The organism is Niveibacterium umoris (assembly GCF_014197015.1).
GTDB classification, from domain to species: domain Bacteria; phylum Pseudomonadota; class Gammaproteobacteria; order Burkholderiales; family Rhodocyclaceae; genus Niveibacterium; species Niveibacterium umoris.
Map to the genome: position 1 here is coordinate 1,328,346 of NZ_JACIET010000002.1, position 25,025 is coordinate 1,353,370.

23 protein-coding genes are annotated in these 25,025 nt (G+C 66.3%); 13 read left to right on the plus strand and 10 right to left on the minus strand.

What is annotated here, in order from left to right; translation table 11 throughout:
• Window positions 1–6: 6 nt before the first annotated feature.
• The 9 genes from GGR36_RS18100 to ruvB form a co-directional block, all read right to left on the minus strand.
• The gene (locus GGR36_RS18100) at window positions 7–1,311 is read right to left on the minus strand and encodes a DUF58 domain-containing protein (RefSeq protein ID WP_183636179.1); all 1,305 of its coding nucleotides are present in this window, start codon (window positions 1,309–1,311) and stop codon (window positions 7–9) included.
• 13 nt (window positions 1,312–1,324) lie between these two features.
• A complete protein-coding gene (locus GGR36_RS18105) occupies window positions 1,325–2,296 on the minus strand; it encodes an AAA family ATPase (protein ID WP_183636181.1) in 972 nt (323 codons plus the stop codon).
• The gene (locus GGR36_RS18110; RefSeq protein WP_183636183.1) at window positions 2,293–3,522 is read right to left on the minus strand and encodes a DUF4350 domain-containing protein; all 1,230 of its coding nucleotides are present in this window, start codon (window positions 3,520–3,522) and stop codon (window positions 2,293–2,295) included. Before GGR36_RS18110 ends, GGR36_RS18105 begins: the two co-directional genes overlap by 4 nt.
• A complete protein-coding gene (locus GGR36_RS18115; RefSeq protein WP_183636185.1) occupies window positions 3,519–5,039 on the minus strand; it encodes a DUF4129 domain-containing protein in 1,521 nt (506 codons plus the stop codon). The genes GGR36_RS18110 and GGR36_RS18115 overlap by 4 nt, the downstream gene beginning before the upstream one ends.
• The gene (locus GGR36_RS22310; protein ID WP_183636187.1) at window positions 5,029–6,012 is read right to left on the minus strand and encodes a stage II sporulation protein M; all 984 of its coding nucleotides are present in this window, start codon (window positions 6,010–6,012) and stop codon (window positions 5,029–5,031) included. The genes GGR36_RS18115 and GGR36_RS22310 overlap by 11 nt, the downstream gene beginning before the upstream one ends.
• Window positions 6,009–6,695, minus strand: a complete 687-nt coding sequence (locus GGR36_RS18125; RefSeq protein ID WP_207064497.1) for an RDD family protein — start codon at window positions 6,693–6,695, stop codon at window positions 6,009–6,011. The genes GGR36_RS22310 and GGR36_RS18125 overlap by 4 nt, the downstream gene beginning before the upstream one ends.
• 8 nt (window positions 6,696–6,703) lie before the next feature.
• The gene (locus tag GGR36_RS18130) at window positions 6,704–7,483 is read right to left on the minus strand and encodes a BPSS1780 family membrane protein (protein ID WP_183636190.1); all 780 of its coding nucleotides are present in this window, start codon (window positions 7,481–7,483) and stop codon (window positions 6,704–6,706) included.
• Window positions 7,484–7,673: 190 nt separating this feature from the next.
• Window positions 7,674–8,330: a BPSS1780 family membrane protein gene (locus GGR36_RS18135; RefSeq protein ID WP_183636192.1), complete on the minus strand. Its 657-nt coding sequence runs from the start codon at window positions 8,328–8,330 to the stop codon at window positions 7,674–7,676.
• Between the two features lie 241 nt (window positions 8,331–8,571).
• Window positions 8,572–9,633 (minus strand): Holliday junction branch migration DNA helicase RuvB, encoded by a 1,062-nt coding sequence (gene ruvB / locus GGR36_RS18140; protein ID WP_183636194.1) that lies wholly within the window; start codon window positions 9,631–9,633, stop codon window positions 8,572–8,574.
• Between the two features lie 225 nt (window positions 9,634–9,858).
• On the opposite strand from ruvB, the gene GGR36_RS18145 reads away from it, so the two are divergent.
• The 13 genes from GGR36_RS18145 to GGR36_RS18205 all read left to right on the plus strand — a co-directional run bounded on the left by GGR36_RS18145 (window position 9,859) and on the right by GGR36_RS18205 (window position 24,606).
• Window positions 9,859–11,001, plus strand: a complete 1,143-nt coding sequence (locus tag GGR36_RS18145) for a methyl-accepting chemotaxis protein (protein WP_183636196.1) — start codon at window positions 9,859–9,861, stop codon at window positions 10,999–11,001.
• A 17-nt stretch (window positions 11,002–11,018) separates the two neighbouring features.
• Window positions 11,019–11,387, plus strand: coding sequence for a response regulator (locus GGR36_RS18150; protein ID WP_183636198.1), 369 nt, complete (start codon window positions 11,019–11,021; stop codon window positions 11,385–11,387).
• Window positions 11,388–11,398: 11 nt separating this feature from the next.
• Window positions 11,399–11,722 (plus strand): STAS domain-containing protein, encoded by a 324-nt coding sequence (locus GGR36_RS18155; RefSeq protein WP_183636200.1) that lies wholly within the window; start codon window positions 11,399–11,401, stop codon window positions 11,720–11,722.
• Window positions 11,723–11,725: 3 nt separating this feature from the next.
• On the plus strand, window positions 11,726–13,921 hold the full coding sequence (locus GGR36_RS18160) for a chemotaxis protein CheA (RefSeq protein ID WP_183636201.1): 2,196 nt from the start codon (window positions 11,726–11,728) through the stop codon (window positions 13,919–13,921).
• A 63-nt stretch (window positions 13,922–13,984) separates the two neighbouring features.
• A complete protein-coding gene (locus GGR36_RS18165) occupies window positions 13,985–15,622 on the plus strand; it encodes a methyl-accepting chemotaxis protein (protein WP_183636202.1) in 1,638 nt (545 codons plus the stop codon).
• A gap of 14 nt (window positions 15,623–15,636) precedes the next feature.
• Entirely contained in the window at window positions 15,637–16,191 is a 555-nt protein-coding gene (locus GGR36_RS18170) for a chemotaxis protein CheW (protein WP_183636203.1), read from the plus strand.
• Between the two features lies 1 nt (window position 16,192).
• Complete coding sequence (locus GGR36_RS18175) at window positions 16,193–17,854, plus strand: HAMP domain-containing methyl-accepting chemotaxis protein (protein WP_242533304.1); 1,662 nt, start codon at window positions 16,193–16,195, stop codon at window positions 17,852–17,854.
• A gap of 14 nt (window positions 17,855–17,868) precedes the next feature.
• Window positions 17,869–18,408, plus strand: a complete 540-nt coding sequence (locus tag GGR36_RS18180; protein WP_183636204.1) for a chemotaxis protein CheW — start codon at window positions 17,869–17,871, stop codon at window positions 18,406–18,408.
• An 8-nt stretch (window positions 18,409–18,416) separates the two neighbouring features.
• Window positions 18,417–19,241: a CheR family methyltransferase gene (locus GGR36_RS18185; protein WP_183636205.1), complete on the plus strand. Its 825-nt coding sequence runs from the start codon at window positions 18,417–18,419 to the stop codon at window positions 19,239–19,241.
• Window positions 19,238–19,759, plus strand: a complete 522-nt coding sequence (locus tag GGR36_RS18190; RefSeq protein WP_183636207.1) for a chemotaxis protein CheD — start codon at window positions 19,238–19,240, stop codon at window positions 19,757–19,759. Before GGR36_RS18185 ends, GGR36_RS18190 begins: the two co-directional genes overlap by 4 nt.
• A complete protein-coding gene (locus GGR36_RS18195) occupies window positions 19,759–20,853 on the plus strand; it encodes a protein-glutamate methylesterase/protein-glutamine glutaminase (RefSeq protein ID WP_183636209.1) in 1,095 nt (364 codons plus the stop codon). Before GGR36_RS18190 ends, GGR36_RS18195 begins: the two co-directional genes overlap by 1 nt.
• Window positions 20,843–22,087, plus strand: a complete 1,245-nt coding sequence (locus GGR36_RS18200) for an EAL domain-containing response regulator (protein WP_183636211.1) — start codon at window positions 20,843–20,845, stop codon at window positions 22,085–22,087. Before GGR36_RS18195 ends, GGR36_RS18200 begins: the two co-directional genes overlap by 11 nt.
• 17 nt (window positions 22,088–22,104) lie before the next feature.
• Window positions 22,105–24,606, plus strand: a complete 2,502-nt coding sequence (locus tag GGR36_RS18205; protein WP_183636213.1) for a PAS domain S-box protein — start codon at window positions 22,105–22,107, stop codon at window positions 24,604–24,606.
• On the opposite strand, the gene GGR36_RS18210 is transcribed toward GGR36_RS18205, so the two are convergent.
• Complete coding sequence (locus tag GGR36_RS18210) at window positions 24,592–24,990, minus strand: response regulator transcription factor (RefSeq protein WP_183636215.1); 399 nt, start codon at window positions 24,988–24,990, stop codon at window positions 24,592–24,594. The two genes, GGR36_RS18205 and GGR36_RS18210, sit on opposite strands and share 15 nt — an antisense overlap.
• Window positions 24,991–25,025 lie beyond the last annotated feature (35 nt).

The following is a 25,025-nucleotide window of genomic DNA, read 5'->3' on the forward strand; positions in this document are numbered from 1 at the left end:
TGCCGGTCAGAGCCGACCTTCGGCTTTTATGGCGAGATAGCGGTTGACTGTTGTAATTGCGAGAGTGTCCGGCGCGCTGTCGAGTACCAGCACCCCGGCCTGGCGCAGGCGCTGGAAGCAGGCTTCGCGACGCGCACGGTAGTCCAGCGCCGCGCCCCGCAAGGCCGTGCTGTCGAGGTCGACGGCTGGCGCAACCACGGCTTCATCGAGCGCGCGCTCGCGCAGGCTTGCCACCAGCACAAGGTGACGGCTCCCGAGCAGGCGTGCCGCGGCAAGCAGGTTGTCGTCATCCTCGTCGCGCAGGTTGGTCAGGATCACCACCAGCGCACGCTTCTTCTCGCGCGCCAGGAGTTGTTGCGCCGCGCTTTCGAAGTCGGACGCCTCGAGTGTCGGTTGCAGGTCATACACCGCGTCGAGAATCCGCGTCAGCGTCGAGCGGGCCTTGTGTGGCGCCAGCGCGCGGTGATGGCCGCCGAGGGTCTGCAGCCCCACTGCATCGCCGTGCCGCAGCCCGACCCAGGCCAGCAACAGCAGGGTGTCGAGCGCGTGGTCGAAGTGCGACAGCGCGCCGTCTCGGGCGCCCATACGGCGCCCGGCATCGACCATCAGCACGATGCGCTGGTCGCGTTCGTCCTGGTACTCGCGTGAAATCAGCCGGCCGATCCGCGAGGTCGCACGCCAGTCGATCTGGCGTGGCGAATCGCCTTCGCGATACTCGCGCAGCTGTTCGAAGTCGAGGCCCTGGCCACGGCGCCGGCGTTTGAGGACACCGCTCGCGTTGCTGCGTGCGTCGGCGGCCAGCAGCGCGTGGCGGCTGTAAACGGCGAAGTTCGGATACACGCGGACGCGGCTTTCCGCGGGCACACGGTGCTGGCACTGCCACAGCCCCAGCGGAGAACGCACGCGCAGTGCGATCGGGCCGAATGCGTGGTCGCCCCGTGCCGTCGGGCGCAACCGGTAAGTGATGTGCGTGACCTGAGCCGCGCTTAGTCGGGTGGTCACCGGCAGACCTTCGATCTCGCAGGCTGCGGGTGCGTGATCGCACACCTCGACGGCGCGCGGGCGCGCGGCCCAACCGAGTTTGAGCGTGACGCGCGAGGTTTCGCCCAGCGGCAATGCGCGCTCGACGGTGCGGCTTGCGGTCGGTGCGTGCTCCCACCATGCCATTGCTGCGTCCGTGATTGCGACGAGCAGCAGCAGTGCTGCGGCGGCCGCCCAGCCAATAAAGGTGGCTGGAAACACGGCGGGCGCGAGCGCGCCCAGCGCGAGGGCGGTGACCCACAGCAACAGCGCACGGGCGGGCAGCAGCATGCGACGGGCTTCCTCAGCTGCGCGGGGCGTCGGTGCGGGTCAGCAGATCGGTGAGCAGATCGCCGACCTGGATCCCCTCGATCTCCGCTTCGGCCGAACGCAGCACCCGGTGGCGCAGCGCTGACGGGGCCACCGCCTTGATGTCGTCCGGCAGCACATAGTCATGGCCGGCGAGCAGCGCGCGGCCGCGCGCGGCGCGCACCAACGCGATCGCACCGCGCGGCCCGCTGCCGATCGCGATGCCGGGCCAGTCACGGGTTGCGCGGGTCAGCCGCACCGCATAGTCGAGCACGGCGTCATCCACCGGTAAGTTGGCGGCGAGGCGCTGGATCTCGCTCAGCTGCGCGGTGGTGGCGATGGTTTGCACGGCGCTCACCTCCAGCCGGTCACCGACGCGGCCGCCGGTCGCCCACGCCACCAAAGCGCGCTCGTCGGCATGGGCGGGGTAGTCGATCAGCACCTTGAGCAGGAAGCGGTCAAGCTGCGCTTCGGGCAGCGCGTAGGTGCCTTCCTGCTCGATCGGGTTCTGCGTCGCCAGCACGATGAAGGGCGGCGGCATCGCTTCTGCCTTGCCATCAATCGTCACCTGCCCTTCCTGCATCACTTCCAGCAACGCGGCTTGCGTCTTGGCGGGGGCACGGTTGATTTCATCGGCCAGCAGCAGGTTGGCGAAGACCGGCCCGCGGCGCGTCAGGAACTGCCCGGTGCGGCCGTCGTAGAGCGTGTGTCCGGTCACGTCTGCCGGCATCAGATCCGGTGTGAACTGGATGCGCGAGAAGCTGCCGTCGAAAGTCTTGGCGAGCGCCTTGACCAGCAGCGTCTTGCCGAGCCCCGGCACGCCTTCGAGCAGGACGTGGCCACCGGCGAACAGCGCGCACAGCGTTTCTTCAACCACCTGCGGCTGGCCGATGAAGACGCGCGCGACCTCGTTGCGCAGGGCCTGCGCAAGGGTATGGGCGTCGCTGAGGGAGAGCGGTGTGGTCATCGTGATTTCCTTCGTGCGGTACTGCGGCGTGAGGTGCGCAGCCGGTCGGCGAGGCGCGCAAGGACGCTGGCCTTGCGCTGATAGTCGTGGGTGTCGCGGGCCTCGCTGTCGAGTGCGTCGCGCAGCGTGGCAAGCGGCACGCCGCTGCGTTGGGCCGCCTCGGCAAGGCGCGCGTCGGCATCGCCCGGAAGTCGCGCCAGCAGGCGGCGAAGCTCGTCGCGCGGGCCGCCCAGCAGCGCGCCGAACTGGCGCTGACGCAGCAGGAAAGCGGCCATGCCGCGCAGGTGCAGCTGCAAGCCGGGGCGCGAGGCCTCGGGGCTGGGCCGCTCTGCGCCGAAGCGGGTGCCCGCGCGCCACAGGATCAGCGCCACCAGCACGGCCAGCGTGAGCAGGGCGGCGCTCGCGTGCTGCCACAGCCAGCGCGGCAGTGAGGGGTATTCAGACTGCGTGGCGAAGATGACTTCGTCGCGCGACGGGTCCAGTAGTACGGTGGCCGCAAAGCGTGCGTTATCGTCCTTGCCGATCGCGCCATTGAGCATCGGACGGTCGTCGCACAGCACGGTGAGCAGGCCGGCCCCGACGCGGTAACGGGCCACCGCGGTGGCAAGGGTGTCGGCATGTGGGTTGGATTGCTTGCCGGCCGGCTTGTGGCTCTGTCCATCGGAAGCACTTTCGCCGTTGTCCTGTGCGTCTTCATCTGCACGGGGGCGGTAGCCACGCACCGAGCCTGACCAGATCACCGGGTGCGGCGCGGTGAATACGTCGCACTGGCGTATGCCGATCTGCAGCGTGCGGCCGTCCAGGGCCATCACGACGCCATTCTTCGCGGTGTGCTGCCCGAGTGTGCGGACGCCGAGCGCTTCCGACAGCCGCTTGGGTTGCCACGGCGCCGGCACCGCGATCACCGCGTGGCCACCGGCGCGCACCCAGGCGGCGATCTGCTCACTGGCGCGCCCGGCGGCGGCATCCGGGAGCGTCTGGTTGACCCACAGCGTGGCCTGGGTCGGCAAGGCGGCGAGCTGTGTGGCGTCGTTGATCGTACGGGTGCGATAGCCCAGCGCCGCGACCATGCGCCGCGCCGCGAGCGCGCTGTCGCGCAGCGCTTCGCCGCTGAGGCGTCCGGGCACGTCTTCTTCGACCCATTCGAGGCGCGGCAACAGCCAGGCGCTGCCGATCAGCAGCAAACCGACGACAAGCAGGATCATCAGGTGGCGGTCGCGGCTCATGCGCGGCCCCCGAAGCTGCGGCGCCAGCCTGCGCAGAGTTGCTCGGCGTCGGCGGCGGATGGCACAAGATGCGCGTAGGCGACCGCCTGCCACTGCCGGGTGAGCTGCGCGAAGTAGGCGCGCGAGGCGCTGCCGGCGCGGGTGACGCGCATCAGGCAGTCGCCCTCGGTGTCGCCGCGATCGAAGGGGATGCGCTCGCCGTGTGCCAGTTGCGAAAGGGCCGCGCGGTAGAGCAGCCCAAGTGCCTCGCGGTGGCGACCGGCCGCCAGCAGCGCGCGAGCGGCGCTCGCAACATCATCGGGCAGCGACTCTGGCCGGATATCGAGCCCGGCAATCTCCGCCGGCGGTGGTGGCGGTTGCCGCCGTGCGCGCCAGAGGCCGAGCTGGCGCGCCAGTTGCCACAGCAGCGCGGCGACGGCGAGCGCGATGCCGATCCAGCCGGCTACGCGTAGCGCCTCGGCCATCCAGCGGCCGGTGCCACGCCAGAATTCCACCCAGCGACGGAACCAGGGCGCATCCGCATCGCGTTTGTCCTCTTCCTCTTTGCGCAAGCGCAGGGCGCTGCGCTTGTGCGGCTGCCCAAACTCCGCCGACTTGAGCACGTCCTTGATCGCGGCCGGCGCCTTTGCGATGGCTTCGTTGCGACGCACGTCGCCGCTCGGCGGGGCTTCCGCCCTTGCGTCGCCACTGACGCCCGCAAACACGCAGCAGGCCACGGCCATCAGTACGGCGAGCACCTTGTGCGCGCCCTCGGCGGCGAGGCGACGGAACAGCAGTTCGAGGTCCCAGGCCTCAAGGTCGGTGCGCCGTTTCAGGTAGAGCGAGAAACCGCCGGCAACGTAGAAAGGCTCGACCACCGCGATCATGCTGGCGTAGCCGAGCGTCATCGCGGCCTGAAGCCAGGGGTTCGGTTCGATGCGCCCGATGCTGTCGGTGTTCAGCCAGGGCAGCACATGTTCGAGGAGCGACACGCCTTCCGGCAGCACGCTTTCGATCAGTGCAATGAGCCCGAACAGCAGGACGTACTCGAAGTGCACACAGCAGAACATCAGCCCGAAGCCGGCGCCGCCGATGCGCGCCGAGATCACTTGCCGCCGCAGCTTCGCTTGTGCGGTATCGAGCCCTTCGAGCTGATCGATCGGCAGTCGCACACTGCGCTGCGGATCGAAGCGTCGCCACAGCAGCGCGGGCACCAGGCGGCTGCGGCGCAGCAGGCGCGGCAAGGCGCGCAAAGTGTCTCGCAAGCTGGGGCGTTCGTCGAAGACTGCGTGCGACAAGCGATGCAGGATGACCCGGTCGTAAAGCGGTTTGAGCCACCAGATCAACAGGTTGGCGTAGTCCGGAGCGCCAAGGGCGAAACCGACTATGGCAATGACGAGCAGTGCGACGGGCAGGACGACGCCGAAGCTGCTGGCGAAGACCCCGCGCGCGTTGGCCTGCACCAGGCGCACGCCGAGGTCGATCGCCTCCCAGCCGCTGCGCGGCCGCAGCGTCAGCGCCAGCTGTTCAGGCCGCATCGCGTCGCCCCGCCAGCAACAGATAGGCAATCACCAGCACCCAGTTGATCAGCCCCACACCGAGCTTGATCGCCAGCGGCAGCGTGCGGGGCGACCAGAAGCCTTCGATCGCGGCCGCGATCACCAGCATCGCTGCCGCGCCGGCGACGATGCCGATCACGCTGCGCGCAGCGCGCCGCAGCGATTCGCCGCGCGACCAGTCGCCCGGCGCCAGCATCGAGGCGCCGAGCTTGAGACCCGCCGCGCCGCACAGTACGATCGCGGTGAGCTCGAAACTGCTGTGGCCGGCGACGAAGGAATAGAAACGCTGCGCGTGGCCCAGGTTCACCACATGCGCATCCACCGTGCCCATGAAGACGCCGTTGTAGAGCAGCGCCAGCACCGTGCCGACGCCGGCGAACAGGCCGCTGGCAAAGGTTTTGAAGCCGATACCGATGTTGTTGTAGATGTAGAAGCCGAACATCGTCAGGTCGTCGCGGGCGCCGCGCTGGGTGCCGAGTTCTGCGGCGTCCGGGCCGTACATCACGTCGAACTGACCGAGCTGTTCCGCCGGCAGCACGATGTAGGCGAAATCCGGAAACACCCGCACCACGATCATCAGTGCAAGGTAGGGTCCGGCAAAGGCCAGCAGCGCTGCGAGCACGACGCGCCACTCGCGCCGTACCTCACGCGCGAATCCCCCCGAGAGGTAGGCAAGGAAGCGGCGCAGGCTGCCGCCCGGCGTGCCATACAGGCAATCGTGCCCTTCCAGGGCGAGGCGATGCAGGCGTTCTGCCACTGCCGGGCCGTAATCGCGCGCGCGTGCCAACGCGAGGTGCTGACAGATCTCGCGGTAGCGCGGCGCCATCTCTTCGTCACCGAACGGGGCGGGCTTCTTGGCGCGTTGGCGGCGTGGCAGCCGTGCGTGCGTGAGCCAGCGGTCGAATTCATCCCAACGCGACGCGAAGCGCGCTTCGAATTGCTCCTGCCTCACTGGTCGCGTCCCGCCAGATGGTGGGAAAGGCCGTAAAGCCTTTCGACTGCCTGCCTTCCATGGGCGTTGTCGGTGAGCATCGGGGCGAGTTCGGCGAGCTCTTCCGCGCGTTCCGGCGACAAGCGCGGGGCGCGTTCGGCGAAGGTCAGCACCGCACGCTGCGCGATGCGCGACAGCGGCGCGCGCGTGCGCCAGCGTGGCGCTTCCGGGGCGACCGGCAGGCTTGGCGTGCTGCGCCGGTAGGTGACCACGGTGTCGGCGACGATGTCACCAAGGCGCCGGAACTCGCGGGTGAAGAGCATCGACACCAGTCCCAGTGCGTACAGGAAGGGCAGGAAGTCGACCACGCGCAGCAGGTTGCGCGTCAGCGAGGCGCCCCAGCCGATCGGGCTGCCATCGGCGTTGAGCACGACCAGGCCCAGCGCGCGCTTGCCCGGCGTTGCGCCGCCCCCGAGCACCTCGAACAGCACCGGGTAGAGCCACTCGATCAGGAACATGCCGACCAGCAGGATGCCGGTGCCGGCTTTGCCGAGAATGCCCGCGGGGATCGCAATCGCGATGTAGATACCGACGCGGATCGCAGCGTCCACAAGCCAGGCGAGCGCCCGGGCAACCGGCCCTGCGCAGTGCAGGCGCAGGGCGATCAGTTCGGGCGTCGAAACCTCGCGAACCGTGTCGAGCATGCGCCGGATCAGGACTCCAGGAAGAGGTCGCGGTAGGCGGTGTAGAACGACACCAGCAGCGCTGGTCCGGCGACGAGCAGGCCCAGGCCGAAGGGGATCGCCGCGATGATGACCACCACCGTGGCAACCAGGCCATACACCAGCACCGCCGGCCAGTTGCGCAGCGTGACGTGGAAGCTGGCCTTCATTGCATCGACGGGCTGGAAGTCGTGCCGCAGGATCAGCGCCGGTGCAAACCAGATCAGCGAGTAGATCGCGAGGAGCACCACCAGGATCAGCGGGAATGCGAGCAGGATGATTCCGATGTTACGAGCGACCGCGCTCGCGCCGCCGGCCATCACCGAGCCGAGTACCGTCAGGCCAAGAATCAGCGCAATTCCGCCGCCGATGACTACGGCTGCGACGAGGAACAGCAGGCCGGCCAGCGCGAGGGGGCCGAATTTTTCGCGGAAACCCGCGAACAGGTCGCCGACTTCCACCCGCTCACCGGCGTCCTGGCGCGCGGCGGCGAAGATCACGCCTGCGGTGAACACCGGCATCAGCACATTGCTGACCACGCCCAGCAAGGGAATGACGCCAAGGATGAACATGATCACGAACATCACCAGCCACAGCAGCACCCAGGTGCCCAGCTGTGCGAACACCATCGAGAAGGCTTCGGTGATCCAGGCCACGCCGCGCCCGGCGTCGACCTTGCGCCCCTGCGGCAGGAATCCGCGCGAATCCGGCGTGGCCGGTGCGTCCTGAACCGTTGCGCTGGGCGGGGAGTACGGATTTTCAGCAGACATGGCGAGCCTTCCGTTCGGGGGTGAAAGATGCGGCGATCATACCCGCGCAGGCATGCGGGTGACCACTGTCATGCAAGGGGGGAGGCTCACCTGTCCTCGCATGCAGGCAAATTGAGTGACCGCGCAGCAGACTGGACGAAATTAATCGAAGGAATCTAGACCTTGCAGTCCATGTCGAGAATTTGCTGGATCAGGGCTCGATGAACAAGTCGCGGTAAGCGGTGTACAAGGATACGAGCAGCACCGGGAATGCGATCAGCAGACCAAGCCCGAAGGGGATCAGCGCAATGAGCATCACGATGGCGCCAACGACAACGTAATGGATCACGGCTCGCGAGTTGCGCAAGGTGATGCGGAAGCTGTTCTTCATTGCCTCTACCGGCGACAAGTCATGACGCAGCACCAATGCTGGCGCTAGCCACATGAGGGCGTAAAACGAAGGCGCGAGGAGGAGGAGGAAAAGAAAGGCGAGCAGAATCAATCCGAGTCCGACACCGGGTCCCCACGCCATGAATGACTTGATACCCGTAAGCTCCAATAAAACTTGAGACGCGACAATCCCTATGAAGCTCCACAGCAGACCGACTAGCGCTAGCGGAGCGAATTTCTCGCGGAAACCCGCGAAGAGATCGCCGACTCTAACCCGCTCGCCACCCTCTTGGCGTGCCGCAGCGTAGATCACTCCGGCCAGGAACACTGGCATCAACACGGTTCTCAGCATGCCAAGCAATTGAACGTTGCCTAGCGTGAATAGAACAAACATCATCACAAACATCACCAGCCCAATCAGCATCCAGGTGCCCAGTTGCGCGAACACCATAGAGAAGGCTTCAGTGATCCATTTCACTCCCCGGATGGGATCGACTTTACGTCCTTGCGGGTGAAAACCATGTGAATCCCGCCCGGTCGGCTCATCCTGAACCTTTGAGCTGGGTGGGGCGTACGGATTTACAGCGGACACGGCGAGCCTTCCGATGTGGGCATGAATGATGCCGCGATCTTACCTGCGTGGGTATGCGGGTGACCACGGTCATACATGGCCTGCGGTGCGCGCGAATACGGCGAGTAACCGCTGTCTAGCTCGGCGATCAGTCCTTCCACAACTCCGGTGTGGCGCTGCTGGGCGGCAGCAGGCCGAGGTGGCGATACACCGCGGCGGTGGCGACGCGGCCGCGTGGGGTGCGCTGCAGGTAGCCCTGCTGGATCAGGTAGGGCTCCAGCACGTCCTCGATCGTGTCGCGCGATTCACCGATCGCGGCAGCGAGGTTGTCGACGCCGACCGGGCCGCCGGAGAACTTCTCGATCACCGCGTCGAGCAGCTTGCGGTCCATGATGTCGAGGCCGACCGGGTCGACGTCGAGCATGGTCAGCGCGGCATCCGCAACCGGGCGGGTGATTTCGCCATTCGCCTTTACTTCGGCGAAGTCGCGCACGCGGCGCAGCAGGCGGTTGGCGATACGCGGGGTGCCGCGCGCGCGGCGGGCGATTTCAAGCGCGCCCTCGTCCTCGATGCCGACTTTCAGCAACTGCGCCGAGCGCCCGACGATCTGGCGCAACTCTTCGGCGTTGTAGAACTCGAGCCGGGCGACGATGCCGAAGCGGTCGCGCAGCGGGTTGGTCAGCATGCCGGCTCGGGTGGTGGCGCCGACCAGTGTGAAGGGCGGCAGGTCGAGCTTGACCGAGCGGGCGGCAGGGCCTTCACCGATCATGATGTCGATCTGGTAGTCCTCCAGCGCCGGGTACAGCACCTCCTCGACCACCGGCGAGAGGCGGTGGATCTCGTCGATGAACAGCACGTCGTGCGGCTCAAGGTTGGTCAGCAGCGCGGCCAGGTCGCCGGCGCGTTCCAGCACCGGGCCTGAGGTTTGGCGCAGATTCACACCCATTTCGGCGGCGATGATGTGGGCCAGCGTGGTCTTGCCCAGGCCGGGCGGGCCGAACAGCAGCACATGGTCGAGCGCTTCCTTGCGGTTGCGCGCGGCGCCGATGAAGATTTCCAGCTGCTCGCGGATCTTCACCTGCCCGGTGTAGTCGACCAGGCGCTTGGGGCGCAGCGCGCGCTCAAGGGCCTCTTCCTGTGCCGAAGCGGGGTTGGCGGCGACGATGCGTTCCGGTGGCGGGACGGGGGCGAGACGGTCGGTTTCGATCATGCACAAGAGTGTAGCGCGCCGCACGACTTCGGTTTGCCCGCCCATGTTTTCGCGCCATGCGGCCCGCCGCGGGCCTGGCACGGCTGGGGGGCGTGCAAGAAGGCGCAGCCCGGAAATAAATAGGTTCCCCTTGCCCTAAAGAAAGACGTCAGGGTGACGTTATGCGAGCACGACCTTCTGCACTGCATCGCGAACCATCTGGACTTCCTCCCTTCGGAGACGGTTATGGGCAAAGCGGCATCCTTCTGGCGGCATCCGGTGTTCATTGCGCTTCTGGTCATCAACCTGCCGGCCAGCGCCTGGCTGGCGGGCACCTGGTGGTGGGGCGTGGCTTGGGCGGTGTTGCTGGGGCTTGCGCTGCTCATCGTGGCGCGGCGATCCGAAGCGCCGGCGGAGAAGCTGGTCGCGGTGGAACCCGGTGCCGTGGTGCACAACGTCGTTGTCGAGACCAAGTTGCCGCATCTGGTTGCCGACGTGGTGCCGCTATGGAACAAGCATGTGTCGCTGGCCCAGGAGCAGATCAAGACGGCGATCGACGCCCTGGCGCAGGGCTTCGCCTCCCTGTCGAAGCGTCTTTCGGCCGACAGCGGCGCGGTACTCGACGAGGCCGGGGTGCTCAAGACGATCCAGGCGGCCGAGAACGGGCTGCGCGAGATCATCGCAGTGCTCGACCAGACGCAGGCCTTCCGCGCCCAGCTCATCACCCAGATCGGCGGGGTCGCCGCGCATGCCGACCAGCTCCAGCGCATGGCCGAAGACGTTGCCAACATCGCCAAGCAGACCAACCTGCTCGCGCTCAACGCGGCGATCGAGGCGGCGCGTGCCGGCGAGAGCGGGCGCGGTTTCGCGGTGGTGGCGGACGAGGTGCGCAAGCTCTCGACCCAGTCCGGCGATACCGGCCAGCGCATCCGCGAAATGGTGTCCACCGTGGCGGAGTCGATCCGCCAGACGCTGGCGATGTCGGAAGACTTCGCGCATCGGGAACGTGAAATCGTCGCTAGGTCCAGTTCGACGGCCGAACAAATCCTTGGTGACTTCAACACCACCGCGCAGTCGCTGCAGGCTTCGGTGGGGGCGCTGCAGGCCGAGCGGCGTGAGGTCGAGGCCGACGTCGAAGCGGTGCTGGTGAATCTGCAGTTCGAGGACCGGGTGCACCAGATCCTCGATCACATCCTGCAGGACATGGCGCGCCTCGCCGAAACCTCGCGCGCGATGGTCGAAACCCCAGAGCAAGTCGCCACGCTCGATGTGGCGGACTGGCTGGCCCACCTCTCCAGCAGCTATACCACCCAAGAGCAGCGCATCGTTCATCACGGCAAGGCCGCCAAGGCGGCGGCGCCGGCGGCGAGCGGCATCACCTTCTTCTGATCGGCAGGACTCTCCCCATGAGCAAAACCATACTCATCGTCGATGATTCCTTCAGTCTGCGGCGCACCCTCGCGATCGCCCTCACCGGGGCCGGTTACGAGGTGGTCGAAGGCAGCGACGGCCGCGACGCACTGGCCAAACTCGACGGCCGCAAGTTCAACCTGATCATCTCTGACGTGAACATGCCGAACATGGACGGCATCAGCTTCGTCAAAGCGGCGAAACAGTTGCCGAACTACCGCTTCACGCCGGTGATCATGCTCACCACCGAGACCGACCAGGCCAAGATCGCCGAAGGCAAGGCCGCCGGCGTGCGCGCCTGGGTGGTCAAACCCTTCCAGCCGCCCGCCCTGCTCGACGCGGTGGCGAAACTCATCGCACCCTGAAGGAGGCCGTCATGCCGGTAAGCGAGAAAACGCGGGACGGCGGCAAGGTGCTGTGCATCAACGGCGGCATGACGATCTTCGAAGCGGTCGAACTGCGCGAGCAGCTCAGCGCCGCGCTGACTGCGGCGCCGGAACGCCTGGCGGTGGATCTGTCCGGCGTCGAGGAAATCGACACCGCCGGCACGCAGCTGCTGATCGCGCTCAAGCGGCAGGCGGCGAAGGAAGGCAAGGCCCTCGAATACTGCCTGCACAGCGCTGCGGTGCTGGGCGTGATCGATCTGCTGAATCTGGCCGGGGCGCTGGGCGACCCGGTACTCGTAGCCAGCGCGGGGTGAACGATGGAAATGGACATGGCGCGCGAAGCGCTGGTGCAGGAAGCCCGCGAACTGCTGGTCGCAATGGAAAACGCGCTGCTCGAAATCGAATCGGACGGCGCCAACCCCGAGGCGATCAACGCGATCTTTCGAGCCGCCCACACGATCAAGGGCTCGGCCGGCCTCTTCGCTTTCAACAACATCGTCAGCTTCACCCACATCGTCGAAAGCCTGCTCGACCGCATCCGCAAGCGGGAGGTCGCGATCGACGACGCGATGCTGTCGCTGCTGCTCAAATGCGGTGACTACATCGGCGTGCTGGTCGATGCGATCGCCGAGCGCAAGGAAGACGAAGAGCCGGATGCCAGCCGTCGCGCTACGCTCGAAGCGGCGCTGCAGGCGCATCTCGAACCGCCGCCGGCAGTCGCCGAGGCCGCCAGCACCGCGGTAACCGCGGCTGCTGAAGCCGAGCCGGAGCAGATGGCCGGGAGCGCCGGCGTCGCCAGCGACAGCTGGCACCTTTCGCTGCGCTTCTCGCCCGATGTGCTGCGCAACGGGCTCGACCCGATCGCCTTTCTGCACTACCTGCGCACGCTGGGCCGCATCGTCTACATGCAGACCGTTGCAGACACGCTGCCGGAAGCCGATGCGATGGACCCGGAGGCCTGCTATCTCGGCTTCGAGATCGGCCTGCATACCGACGCCGACCGCCAGGCGATCGAGAATGTCTTCGAATTCGTGCGCGACGACGCCCAGATCAAGATCCTGCCGCCGAACGGCAAGATCGAGGAATACGTCGAACTGATCAACTCGATGGCCGACCCCGGCCGCCTTGGCGAAATCCTGGTGCAGGGCGGCGCGCTGACGCCGGCCGAACTTGAACGCGTGCTCGACTGGCAGGCGCATCAGCACATCCGCAAACCGATCGGCGGGCTGCTGGTCGAGCGCGAAATCGTGCCGGAAGCCGTGGTCACCGCGGCGCTGACGCGCCAGAAGCAGAGTGAAGAGCGCAAGGCGCAGGAACAGAAATTCATCAAGGTCGAGGTGTCAAAACTCGATGCATTGATCGATCTTGTGGGCGAACTGGTCATCGCCGGCGCCGCCACCCGCATGATCGCCCGTCAGCGCAAGGACCCGGCCTTCGACGAAGCCTCGCAGTCGCTGTCCACACTCGTCGAGCAGATCCGCGACGCCTCGCTGACGCTGCGCATGGTGCCGATCGGCGAAGTCTTCCAGCGCTTCCCGCGGGTGGTGCGCGACATCTCGCGCGACCTGGGCAAGAGCATCGAACTGGTGATCACCGGCGCCGATACCGAACTCGACAAATCGATGGTCGAAAAGCTCGGCGACCCGCTGATGCACATCGTGCGCAACGCCATGGACCACGGCATCGAAGCCACCGAGGCGCGCGCCACCGCCGGCAAGTCGTTGAGCGGTACGCTGCGCCTCAACGCGTACCACGATTCCGGCTGCATCGTCATCGAAGTCTCGGACGACGGCCGCGGCCTCAACCGCGAGCGCATCTTCGCCAAGGCGGTCGAACGCGGCCTGGTGGCGGCCGACGCGGTGCTCAGCGACAGCGAGATCTTCCGGCTGATCTTCGAACCCGGTTTTTCCACCGCCGAGCAGATCACGAATCTTTCCGGCCGCGGCGTCGGCATGGACGTGGTGCGCAAGAACGTCGAAGCCTTGCGCGGCGAGGTCGACGTGCTGAGCGTCGCGGGCGAAGGCACCACCGTACGTATCCGCCTGCCGCTCACGCTCGCGATCATCGATGGCTTCCAGGTCATGGTCGGCGAATCGATCTTCGTGCTGCCGCTCGACCTGGTCGTCGAGTGCATCGACCTCACCGAGCATCACGCCCAGCATGCCATCGTGCAGTTGCGCGGCGAGCCGCTGCCCTTCGTGCGGCTGCGCGAGCTGTTCGACATGCCGGCGGTGGCGGGGCTGCGCGAAAGTCTGGTGGTGGTGCAGTTCGGTAGCAGCCGCGCCGGTGTGGTGGTCGACCGCCTGCTCGGCGAGTTCCAGGCGGTGATCAAGCCGCTCGGCGAACTCTTCATCCACTTCAAGACGGTCAGCGGTTCGACCATCCTCGGTGACGGCCGGGTGGCGCTGATCCTCGATGTGCCGCGCCTGATCGAGATGGCGTCGAGCCGTGATCACGATCTCGCTCGGCGCCCCCGAACGATTGCCGGGCAACTGCCGCTCGCCCGCGAATGATTGTTTCCAGCGAGACCCAGTACAAAACCCTGCTGAAGTGCCCTCGAAAGTCAGGAGTCAAAAATGAAGCTGGTCCACAAAATGCTCGGTCTGGTGCTCGCCGCCCTGGTGGGCATCGTGATTCTGGTGGGTGTGAACTACCAGAAGGCCAACGATCTGTTCGAGGCCGCGAACTTCGCCACCGTGAACGTCGTGCCAAGCCTGGTGGCCATTGCGGCCATCAACAACGCGACGGGAGACAACGTTACGGCGGTCTGGCGGATGGCTCAGGCGAAGACGCCCGCGGAAATCGCCGAAATCGAACAGTACATCTCGGCCAACTCGAAGAAGGCCAATGAGGCCTTCGCGACCTACGAGAAGGATCTGATTGCCGACGACAAGGATCGCGCCTTGCTCAAGGAGGAGATGGGCATTCGAGACGCCATTCGCAGTGGGCGCGGCAAATTCGTCGATCTGCTCAAGCAGGGCAAGCGCCCCGAGGCGATGGCGGTCCTGTCCGACGAACTGGTCCCGCTGTTCGACAAGTACGACAAGGCGCTGGATGCGCACATGCAGTACAACGTCGAGATCGGCAAGGGCGCCGAGAAGAGCGCGCTCGAGGTCAAGGCGCGCGCGACGACCGTGGCGCTCGCGACCGCGGCGCTCACGCTGCTCGCGGTGGGCGCAATCGGCTTTTTCGTGACGCGTTCCATCACGCGTTCGCTCGGCGGCGAACCCGACTATGCGTCTGATGTCGTGCAACGCGTCGCCGAGGGTGATCTCACGGTCAGCATCGAGACCGCCAAGGGCGATGAAACCAGCCTGCTCGCGGCGATGAAGCGGATGGTCGAACGCCTGACCGGCACGATCACGGAGATCAGCGACAACGCCACGGCGCTGGCCTCGGTGTCGGAAGAGATTTCGGCTTCGGCGCAGACCCTGTCGCAGAACGCGTCCGAGCAGGCCGCCAGCGTCGAGGAGACCAGTTCGGCGGTGGAGGAGATCAGCTCGACCGTCGCGCAGAACACCGAGAACGCACGCGTCACCGACACGATGGCCACAACTTCCGCGAGCGAGGCGGGCGAGGGTGGCGCGGCAGTGAAGGAAACCGTTGCCGCGATGCGCCAGATTGCGAGCAAGATCGGCATCATCGACGACATCGCCTACCAGACCAACCTGCTCGCGCTCAACGCGGCCATCGAGGCGGCTCGCGCCGGCGAGCATGGCAAGGGCTTCGCGGTGGTCGCCGCCGAAGTGCGCAAGCTGGCCGAGCGCAGCCAGGTCGCCGCGCAAGAGATCAGCGGGCTGGCCGGCAACAGTGTGGCGATGGCCGAGCGTGCCGGCGGCCTGCTCGACCAGATGGTGCCGGCGATCCGCAAGACCGCCGACCTGGTGCAGGAAATTTCCGCCGCCTCGCGCGAGCAGGCCCACGGCCTCGGCCAGATCAGCTCGGCAATGAGTCAGCTGGCAGAGACCACGCAGGCCAACGCCTCGGCCTCGGAACAGCTCTCATCGTCGTCGGAAGAAATGAGCGCACAGGCGGTGCAACTGCAGGAGCTGGTCGGCTTCTTCAAGGTGGCCAACGCCGCACCCGCGCGTGGGCACGGTGCGTCGCGTAGCGTGCGCAAGGGGGCGGCGAGGCCTGCGGCGGGCGGCGTCCGGCGTTCGGCGCTGGACCGCGGTGACGACCCGGTCGACGAGTCGTCCTTCACCCGCTTCTGAACGGAGGCGCGGCCATGAGCACCCTGCCCGCCACCACGGCGGCCAACCGCATCGCCCGCCAGCAGGACACGCCGGGCGGGCGGCAGTTCCTGACCTTCACGCTGGGCGGCGAGATGTTCGCGATCCCGCTCGAACACATCCGCGAGATCATCGAATTCGGCGGCCTGACCGAGATCCCGATGATGCCGGACTTCCTGCGCGGGGTGATCAACCTGCGCGGCGCGGTGGTGCCGGTGATCGACCTGGCGGCACGCTTTGGCCGCGCGCCGACGACGATCGCGCGCCGCACCTGCATCGTGATTCTTGAAGTGCTGCAGGAAGAGCAACTGATGCCGCTGGGCGTGATCGTCGATGCGGTGAGCGAGGTGCTCGCGGTCGAGCACAGCCAGATCGAGCCGCGCCCGAGCTTCGGCGCGAAGATCCGCGCCGAGTTCATCGAAGGCATGATCAACCACCACGACAAGTTCGTTGTCGCGCTCGACATCCAGCATGTGCTGTCGGTCGACGAGATGGCTTCGCTGATCGGGATGGGGGGGTCGGAAATGGCTTTTGCCAATCAGGGGGCGTGACATGAACGGATTTCATCGACTGACGGTGCGGGTGCGGCTGCTGTTGTCCTTCGGCTTGCTGCTGGCGCTGCTGGCCGTCACCGGCGGCGTGGGTTACTACTCGACGCACACCATCAACCAGCTGGTGCAGGACATGTATGAGAACCAGCTCACGCCGATCAAGGATGTCGCCAACGCCAACATGCAGGCGATCTATCACAACCGTTCGCTTTATCGCTACATCTCCGAGACCGAGCCGAAATACATGGATGACGCCGCAGCACGTATGGCGCTGGCCGAGCAAGAGATGAACAAACTGATGGACAAGTACCGCAAGACGGACCTGTCACCCGGCGAGGTCGACCTGCTCAAGCGATTCGACAGCGAATGGCCGGCCTACAAGGCTGCTTGCGTCGAACCGATGAAGCTGTCCTACACCGACACCGACGGCAGCAACAACAAGAAAGCCTCGGATCTGATGCGTTCGCAGTGCCGCCCGGCCTTCAACAAGGTCGACGACACGATGACCGAGATCGTGGAGCTCAACTACAAGCTCGCCACCGAGGCGCTGAAGACCTCGCAGGAAACCTACGCCAGTACCGTGCGGAACATCGTGATGTTCTGCCTGCTGGCGCTGGGCGTCGGGGTGGGGCTGACCTTGTTGATGAGCGTGAGCCTGCTGGGGCAGCTTGGCGGCGAGCCGAGCTACGCGGCGGAGATGGTGGCGAAGGTTGCCGACGGCGACCTGACGCTGCAGATTGCGACCCGCGGCGGCGACGAGACCAGCCTGCTCGCGGCGATGAAGCGGATGGTCGAACGCCTGACCGGCACGATCACGGAAATCAGCGACAACGCCACGGCGCTGGCCTCGGTGTCGGAAGAGATTTCGGCTTCGGCGCAGACCCTGTCGCAGAACGCATCCGAGCAGGCCGCCAGCGTCGAGCAGACCAGCTCGGCGGTGGAAGAGATCAGCTCCACCGTTTCGCAGAACACCGAGAACGCACGCGTCACCGACACGATGGCGAGCACCTCGGCGAACGAGGCCGGCGAGGGCGGCGCGGCGGTGAAGGAAACCGTTGCCGCGATGCGCCAGATTGCGAGCAAGATCGGCATCATCGACGACATCGCCTACCAGACCAACCTGCTCGCGCTCAACGCGGCCATCGAGGCGGCACGGGCCGGCGAGCACGGCAAGGGCTTCGCGGTGGTCGCCGCCGAAGTGCGCAAACTTGCCGAGCGCAGCCAGGTCGCCGCACAAGAGATCAGCGGGCTGGCCGGCAACAGCGTGGCGATGGCCGAGCGCGCGGGCGGCCTGCTCGACCAGATGGTGCCGGCGATCCGCAAGACCGCCGACCTGGTGCAGGAAATTTCCGCCGCCTCGCGCGAGCAGACCCACGGCCTCGGCCAGATCAGCGCGGCAATGAGTCAGCTTGCCGAGACCACGCAGGCCAACGCCTCGGCCTCGGAACAACTCTCTTCGTCGTCTGAAGAAATGAGCGCGCAGGCGGTGCAATTGCAGGAACTCGTGAGCTTCTTCCGCGTCGCCAACAGCAGCGGCGCACGCGGCACGATCGCTTCGCGGGCCCCGCGCAAGGCGGCCCGACCGGCGGCCGGTGGCGCGCGCCGCTCGGCGCTGGACCGCGGGGAGGACCCGGTCGACGAATCCTCCTTCACCCGCTTCTGAATGGACAAGCGACCATGAGCACCCTGCCCGCCACCACGGCGGCCAACCGCATCGCCCGCCAGCAGGACACGCCCGGCGGGCGGCAGTTCCTGACCTTCTCGCTGGGCGGCGAGATGTTCGCGATCCCGCTCGAACACATCCGCGAGATCATCGAATTCGGCGGCCTGACCGAGATCCCGATGATGCCGGACTTCCTGCGCGGGGTGATCAACTTGCGCGGCGCGGTGGTGCCGGTGATCGACCTGGCGGCACGCTTTGGCCGCGCGCCGACCGCGATCGCGCGCCGCACCTGCATCGTGATTCTTGAAGTGCTGCAGGAAGAGCAACTGATGCCGCTGGGCGTGATCGTTGATGCGGTGAGCGAGGTGCTCGCGGTCGAGCACAGCCAGATCGAGCCGCGCCCGAGCTTCGGCGCGAAGATCCGCGCCGAGTTCATCGAAGGCATGATCAACCACCACGACAAGTTCGTTGTCGCGCTCGACATCCAGCATGTGCTGTCGGTCGACGAGATGGCTTCGCTGATCGGCTTCGGTGCTGTGGCGGCACCGGACTGAGGTGGCACATGGGGCTTGCATGGGAGAGGCCCGCCGAGGTCAGCGATCAGGAGATGCGGCTGTTCCAGCAGCTCTTCTATCGGCATGCCGGTATCCACCTGAGCGACACCAAGAAACCCCTGTTGAGTGGCCGTCTCAGCGGCCGCCTCGCCGAATTGGGCATCGCTCGTTTTCGCGACTATCACGAGCTGATCGCGGCGCCGGACGCGGTCGAAGAACGCCAGCGTGCGATTGACCTGATCACCACCAACGAGACGTATTTCTTCCGCGAGCCCCATCACTTCGAATTCATGAAGCAGGAGGTGTTGCCTGCGGTGCCGCCCTTCGGATTCGATGTCTGGAGCGCGGCCTGTTCGACCGGCGAGGAGCCCTACACGATCGCCATGCTGCTGCATGAACTGCGGCCCGAATTGCCGTGGCGCATCGTCGCCACCGACATCAGCTCGCGGGTGCTGAGCTACGCACAGCGCGCGCTGTATCCGATGTCGCGTGGCCAGAAGATCCCGCCTCATTACCTGAAACGGCATTGCCTCAAGGGCGTCGGCGAGTACCAGGGCCACTTTCTGGTCGAACGCAGCCTGCGTGAACGGGTCGAATTCATGCAGATCAACCTCACAGAGAAGCCGCGCCATGGCCCGCGATTCGATGTGGTGTTCCTGCGCAACGTGCTGATCTATTTCGATCGCCCGACCAAGCAGAAAGTGCTGGCGAATGTGGTGTCGCAACTGCGGCCGGGCGGCTGGCTTTTCGTCGGGCATTCTGAATCCATGAACGGTCTGCTGGAGGGATTCGAGACGTGGGCGCCTTCGATCCATCGCAAGCCCTTGCCATGAGCCGCCGCATTTTCATCAACCCCGGCGGGGTGTACTTCGGCGAAGGGGACGAACGCATCGAGACCCTGCTCGGTTCCTGCGTTGCGGTCACGATCTGGCATCCGGCGTACCGCATCGGCGGCATGTGCCACTTCCTGCTGCCGCGGCGCCCGGTCGATGTGAGGCTGCGCCTGGCCGCGCCGGACGGCCGTTACGGTACCGATGCGATCCAGGCCTTGCTCGACCACGCGCGGCGGCGCGGCACGCCGATCGGCGATTACACGGTCAAGATCTTCGGCGGTGGCCGGGTGCTCGACCTGGAACCGCACCACGGCAGCGTGGGGGACCAGAACGCGCGTTTCGTCATGCACCAGATCGAGTCGCTCGGGCTGATCGCATCGGCGGTGGATCTGACCGGTGACGGCTACCGTTACCTGCGTTTCGAGCTGAGCAGCGGGGATGTGTGGGTCAAGCGCGGGCAGGGCGTGATGGGCGGGCGGCGCTCGGCGGCGCGGCCCGAAACCGGGAGAGTGGGCTGATGCCTATCAACGTGATGATCGTCGATGACTCCGCGGTGGTGCGGCAGGTCATGGAAGACGTACTCAAGCGCCACCACGACATCAAGGTGATCGCGACCGCGGCCGACCCGATCTTCGCCATGACGAAGATGCAGCAGCAGTGGCCCGACGTGATCGTGCTCGACATCGAGATGCCACGCATGGACGGCATCACCTTCCTGAAGAAGATCATGAGCACCCGGCCGACGCCGGTGGTGATCTGCTCCACGCTGACCGAGAAGGGCGCCGACATCACGATGGAGGCGCTCGCTGCCGGTGCGCTGAGCGCAATCACCAAACCGACCCTGGGGCTCAGGAACTTCCTGCAGGACAGTTCATCCGACCTGGTGTCGGCGATCCGCGCGGCGGCTTGCGCGCGGGTCGGACGTCTGCGCACCGCGCCGATGGTGGCGGACCCGAGTCGCGTCAAGCTGCCGGGCGCGCCGGCGCCGAAACTGACGGCCGATGCGGTGCTCGATGCGCCGGTCGCCAACAGCCATCTGCCGACCACCGAGAAGATCGTTGCCGTGGGCACCTCGACCGGTGGCACCCAGGCGCTGGAAGTGGTGCTCTCGGCGTTGCCGCGCAACAGTCCGGGCATCGTGGTGGTGCAGCACATGCCGGAAAAGTTCACGCAGAGCTTCGCCAGGCGCCTCGATTCGCTGAGCCAGATCGACGTCAAGGAGGCCGAGCACAACGACCGCATCGTGCCCGGCCGTGCGTTGATCGCGCCGGGCGGCAAGCACATGGTGGTCAAGCGCAGCGGCGCGCAGTACTTCGTCGAAGTGATCGACGGCCCGCTGGTGAGTCGTCACCGCCCCTCGGTGGACGTGCTGTTCCGCTCGGTCGCCAAAGCGGCCGGGCGCAACGCGGTCGGCGTGATCATGACCGGTATGGGCGACGACGGCGCGCGTGGCATGAAGGAAATGTTCGACACCGGCGCCAAGACCTTCGCGCAGGACGAAGCGAGCTGCGTGGTGTTCGGCATGCCGAAGGAGGCGATCGAACACGGCGGCGTGTCGGAAGTCGTGTCCTTGTCGCAGGTGGCCGGAGTGATTGAACGCCATGGACGATAAACAAGCATTACGGATTGATTCGGTCCTCGTTGTCGACGACAGCGCGGTGCAGCGCCAGCATGCGGTAACGCTGGCGAAGGGGTTGGGCATCGAACTGGTGTACGAAGCGGGCAATGGCGTCGAGGCGCTCGAATTGCTGGCCCTGCTCACCGTGCCGCCGGCGCTGCTGGTGATCGATCTCGAAATGCCGGGCATGGATGGTGTCGAGTTGATCCAGCAACTGCGCGAACGAGACATCCAGATCCCGATCATGGTCGCATCGAGCCGCGATCTGACGCTGATCGACTCGGTTGAGGCGATGACCGCGGCGCTCGGGCTGGAAATCGTCGCGGCGCTGCAGAAGCCGCTTGCGGCCGAACAACTGGCCGATGCGCTCAAGCGGATTGGTCGCGGTGGCAAGGCGGTTGCCGAAGGCAGCGCGGCGATCTTCGTGCCGCTCGGCGAGTCGGAGCTGGCCGAGGCGATCCGCGGCGGGCAGATCGTGCCCTACTTCCAGCCCAAGGTGGATGTGCGCACCGCGATGATCAAGGGGGTCGAGGCGCTGGCGCGCTGGCGGCACCCGGAGCGCGGCATGATCGCGCCGGACACCTTCATTCCCCTCGCGGAAAAGTCGGGCCTGATCCGCGAACTGACGATGAAGATGACCGAACGGGCGCTGGCGCAGGCGGCGCAGTGGAACGCGCGCGAGCTGCGCCTGACCATGGCGATCAACCTGTCGCCCTTGTCGCTCGATACCCCCGGCTTCCCGCAGGAAGTATGGGCGCTGCAGGAAGCCAGCGGCGTGCCGGCGGACCAGATCGTATGGGAGATCACCGAGAGTTCGGTGGTCGCCAATCTCGGGGCGGCGCTGGGCACGCTGGCGCGCTTGCGACTCAAGGGGTTCGGGCTGTCGATCGACGACTATGGCACCGGCTTTTCGTCGATGCAGCAACTCGCCCGCATCCCTTTCACCGAGTTGAAGATCGACCGCAGCTTCGTGCACGGCGCCAGCCGCAAGCCGCACCTGAAGGTGATCCTGCAATCGGCGCTCGACATGTCGAACCGGCTCGGGCTGGTGTCGGTCGCCGAAGGCGTCGAAACGATGGAAGACTGGCGCTTGCTGCAGGAATCCGGTTGCTCGGTCGCGCAGGGCTTCCTGATCGCCAAGCCGATGCCCGGCGATGAACTCGCGGGCTGGCTCAAGGGGCACCTCGGGCGGGTGCGTGAACTGCGGCAGGACAAAGGCGCACACTGAAGCGAGCATGCGCATGCGTGGCACCGGATCATGACGTCGAACACAACGCGAGGCTGCGACACGGCATGACGGCGACCGGGGGCTGGAGGACCACGCTGCTGGGCCGGCCGGGAAGCCTGGGGCGCCGCATCACCTTGCTGACCATGGCGGTCGGCACCGCGCTGACGCTGCTCGCTTCCTCGATCCAGCTCACGCTGGACTACCTGGAGTTGCGTCGCGGGCTCGATCGGCAGCTCGACCAGATCGAACTGTACCTGCCCAATATCGCGCTGAGCATATGGAATCTCGACGAGGATCAGGTCCGGCTCGCGCTCGCCGGCCTCACCCGCCAACCCAACGTGCGTTACGTTCAGGTGGCAACGCTTGGCATGAAATACCAGTGGGCGCAGGGCGAACGACCGTCGCGCAACGCGGTGGTCCGCACCTTCAGCATCAAGCCCCCTTCATCGCGCAGCGGTGAGGCGATCGGCGAGCTGACGGTGGTCGCGAGCCTGGACGGGCTCTTCTGGCAGATCGGGCAGCGCGCGCTGGTGATCCTGCTCAGCTTCGGCCTTATCGCGATTCTGCTGGCGGCCTTCATGCTGATGCTGACCCGGCGCCTGATCACCGGCCGGCTCGATGCGATTGGCGACAAGGTCGCCTCGCTCGGCGAAGTGCTGAGCGCCGGCGAGCAGCCGGTGGATTTGCCATCACACAAAACGCTTGAGACGGTCGATGAACTCGGCATGCTCGAACGCACGCTGGATCGCACGACGATGCGGCTGACGCGCGCATCGGAGGAAATCACTGCCGCGCAGGCGGCACTCGCAGAAAGCGAGTCGCGCTTCCGCACACTGGTGGAACAGGCGCCGGAAGCGATCTGCGTGTTTCGGGCGGATGGCCAATGGCGATTCCTGGACGTCAATCCGAGCGCGGTACGTCTGTTTGGCTGCGCGTCACGAGAGGCTTTGCTCGCCACGGATGTGAGATCGTTTTTTGATGTGCAACAGCCCGACGGGCGTTCGTTCGAGGAAACCGCCCGTTCGCGCAACGCCCGCACGCTGGCCGGGGAATCGAGCGAGCTCGAGCGCGCGATGCGCACGGCCGACGGGCGACTGATCTACTGCAACGTGCATCTGTCGCCAATGCCCGAGACTGATCCGCCGCTGATCCGTGTCACCTGCATCGATGTTACCGAGCGAAGGCAGGCAGAAGCGGCAGCGGTGGAATTGAGTACGCGCTTGCAGGCGGTGCTCGACGCGGCGCACGAGGTGTCGATCATCTCGACCGACGCGCAGGGCGCGATCCGTGTTTTCAATCGCGGCGCCGAGGCAATGCTGGGCTATTCGGCTGCGGAGATGATCGGCCAGACGCCGGCGGTTTTTCACCGCGAGAGCGAAGTGCGGATGCGCGCGCGCGAGCTGACGGCAGAGCTCGGGCAGGAAATTGACGGCTTCGAGACCTTCGTCGCGCTGGCGCGGCGCGGGCAGTCTGAAACCCGCAACTGGACTTACGTGCGCAAGGACGGGCAGCCCCTGCGCGTATCGCTGACCGTGAGCGCGGTCTGCGATGCGCAGGGCGCGATCGTCGGCTTCCTTGGCGTCGCGCGCGACATTACCCAGCAACTTGCTGCCGAAGGCGACCTGATCCGCTTGAACCTGCAACTCGATGGGCGTGTGCGCGAACGCACCAAGGCCCTGCAGGAGTCCACCGAACGCCTGCAAGCGGCGCTGGACGACCTGCAGCACACCCAGGTCAAGCTGGTGCAGGCCGAAAAGCTCGCCGCGCTCGGCAGCCTGGTGGCGGCGATCGCGCACCAGCTCAACACGCCGATCGGCAACTGCCTGATCACCGCGACCGCACTCAGCGAAGAAACCGCGGCAATGCGCCGTCAGCTTGCGGAAGGTGCGCCACTCAAGCGCTCGAGTTTTACCCAGTATGTCGACACCGCCGGCGACACCACCGAGCTCATCGTCCGTTCGCTGCAGCGCGCCGCGGCGCTGGTGGCACACTTCAAGCAGATTGCAGTCGATCAGCGGCATGAGCGCAGCGAGTTTGACCTGGCGGAAGCGGTGACGCAGGCCATCGCGATCGCGCGCGCCTCATGCAATGGCGCCCGCTTCGATACGCAGATCGAGGTGCCGCCGGGGCTGCGCATGGAAGCTTATCCGACCGCAGTCGAGCAGGTGATTTCCGATCTGGTCAGCAATGCGGTGTTGCACGCCTTTAGCGGGCGCGATCACGGCACCATGCGGGTCGCTGCGCGGCAGGACGGCGAGAACGTCGTGCTCAGCTTCAGCGACGATGGCTGCGGCATGGGCGAGGACATCCGGCGTCGTGTCTTCGACCCCTTTTTCACGACCGGCCTCGCGCGCGGCCACACCGGGCTCGGCCTGAGCATCTGCTACAACCTGGTGACCGGCCCGCTGGGTGGCCAGATGGAGGTGAGCAGTACGCCGGGCGTCGGCACCGTGTTCACGCTGACGCTGCCGCGCAAGGCGCCGGAGCCGGTGTCCGTTCCGGTGCTACCCGGCCAGTGAGGCCAGCAGTGCGAACAGCGCGTCCTGCTTGATCGGTTTCTGCAGCGCGCCGACGAAGGGCAGGCCGAGCGCACGGACAAGCGATACCACTGAGTCGATCAATACCGGGTCGCGTGCCGAAGCGATCACGATCGGCAGGCAGAAGTCGCGCTGGTGCATCTGCTGCAAGAGTTCGACGCCGTCCATGCCCGGCATTTCCAGATCGATGATCGCCACCGTCGGCAAACGGCTGCTTTCCGCCAGGCGTTCAAGCGCCTGTGCGCCGTCGGCCGCTTCGAGCACCTGTGTGATGCCGAACTCGCGGCACAGGGCGGCGGCGAAGCTGCGCTGCACGACGCTGTCGTCGACGACCAGGGCAGAGGAAACGGAGGGCGTAGCAGTCATCGCAGGGGCAACTTTCCGGAATGAGGGTGTCGGCC

What these genes read in the sequence shown, in the direction of transcription:
- GGR36_RS18145 (WP_183636196.1), top strand. Translation starts at nt 9,859, where the DNA reads ATGGGCAAAGCGGCATCCTTCTGGCGGCATCCGGTGTTCATTGCGCTT.
- GGR36_RS18105 (WP_183636181.1), bottom strand. Translation starts at nt 2,296, where the DNA reads ATGACCACACCGCTCTCCCTCAGCGACGCCCATACCCTTGCGCAGGCC.
- GGR36_RS18150 (WP_183636198.1), top strand. Translation starts at nt 11,019, where the DNA reads ATGAGCAAAACCATACTCATCGTCGATGATTCCTTCAGTCTGCGGCGC.
- GGR36_RS18130 (WP_183636190.1), bottom strand. Translation starts at nt 7,483, where the DNA reads ATGTCTGCTGAAAATCCGTACTCCCCGCCCAGCGCAACGGTTCAGGAC.
- GGR36_RS18115 (WP_183636185.1), bottom strand. Translation starts at nt 5,039, where the DNA reads ATGCGGCCTGAACAGCTGGCGCTGACGCTGCGGCCGCGCAGCGGCTGG.
- GGR36_RS18160 (WP_183636201.1), top strand. Translation starts at nt 11,726, where the DNA reads ATGGAAATGGACATGGCGCGCGAAGCGCTGGTGCAGGAAGCCCGCGAA.
- GGR36_RS18210 (WP_183636215.1), bottom strand. Translation starts at nt 24,990, where the DNA reads ATGACTGCTACGCCCTCCGTTTCCTCTGCCCTGGTCGTCGACGACAGC.
- GGR36_RS18170 (WP_183636203.1), top strand. Translation starts at nt 15,637, where the DNA reads ATGAGCACCCTGCCCGCCACCACGGCGGCCAACCGCATCGCCCGCCAG.
- GGR36_RS18200 (WP_183636211.1), top strand. Translation starts at nt 20,843, where the DNA reads ATGGACGATAAACAAGCATTACGGATTGATTCGGTCCTCGTTGTCGAC.
- GGR36_RS18175 (WP_242533304.1), top strand. Translation starts at nt 16,193, where the DNA reads ATGAACGGATTTCATCGACTGACGGTGCGGGTGCGGCTGCTGTTGTCC.
- ruvB (WP_183636194.1), bottom strand. Translation starts at nt 9,633, where the DNA reads ATGATCGAAACCGACCGTCTCGCCCCCGTCCCGCCACCGGAACGCATC.
- GGR36_RS18125 (WP_207064497.1), bottom strand. Translation starts at nt 6,695, where the DNA reads ATGCTCGACACGGTTCGCGAGGTTTCGACGCCCGAACTGATCGCCCTG.
- GGR36_RS18195 (WP_183636209.1), top strand. Translation starts at nt 19,759, where the DNA reads ATGCCTATCAACGTGATGATCGTCGATGACTCCGCGGTGGTGCGGCAG.
- GGR36_RS18100 (WP_183636179.1), bottom strand. Translation starts at nt 1,311, where the DNA reads ATGCTGCTGCCCGCCCGTGCGCTGTTGCTGTGGGTCACCGCCCTCGCG.
- GGR36_RS18165 (WP_183636202.1), top strand. Translation starts at nt 13,985, where the DNA reads ATGAAGCTGGTCCACAAAATGCTCGGTCTGGTGCTCGCCGCCCTGGTG.
- GGR36_RS18185 (WP_183636205.1), top strand. Translation starts at nt 18,417, where the DNA reads ATGGGGCTTGCATGGGAGAGGCCCGCCGAGGTCAGCGATCAGGAGATG.
- GGR36_RS18190 (WP_183636207.1), top strand. Translation starts at nt 19,238, where the DNA reads ATGAGCCGCCGCATTTTCATCAACCCCGGCGGGGTGTACTTCGGCGAA.
- GGR36_RS18155 (WP_183636200.1), top strand. Translation starts at nt 11,399, where the DNA reads ATGCCGGTAAGCGAGAAAACGCGGGACGGCGGCAAGGTGCTGTGCATC.
- GGR36_RS18110 (WP_183636183.1), bottom strand. Translation starts at nt 3,522, where the DNA reads ATGAGCCGCGACCGCCACCTGATGATCCTGCTTGTCGTCGGTTTGCTG.
- GGR36_RS18180 (WP_183636204.1), top strand. Translation starts at nt 17,869, where the DNA reads ATGAGCACCCTGCCCGCCACCACGGCGGCCAACCGCATCGCCCGCCAG.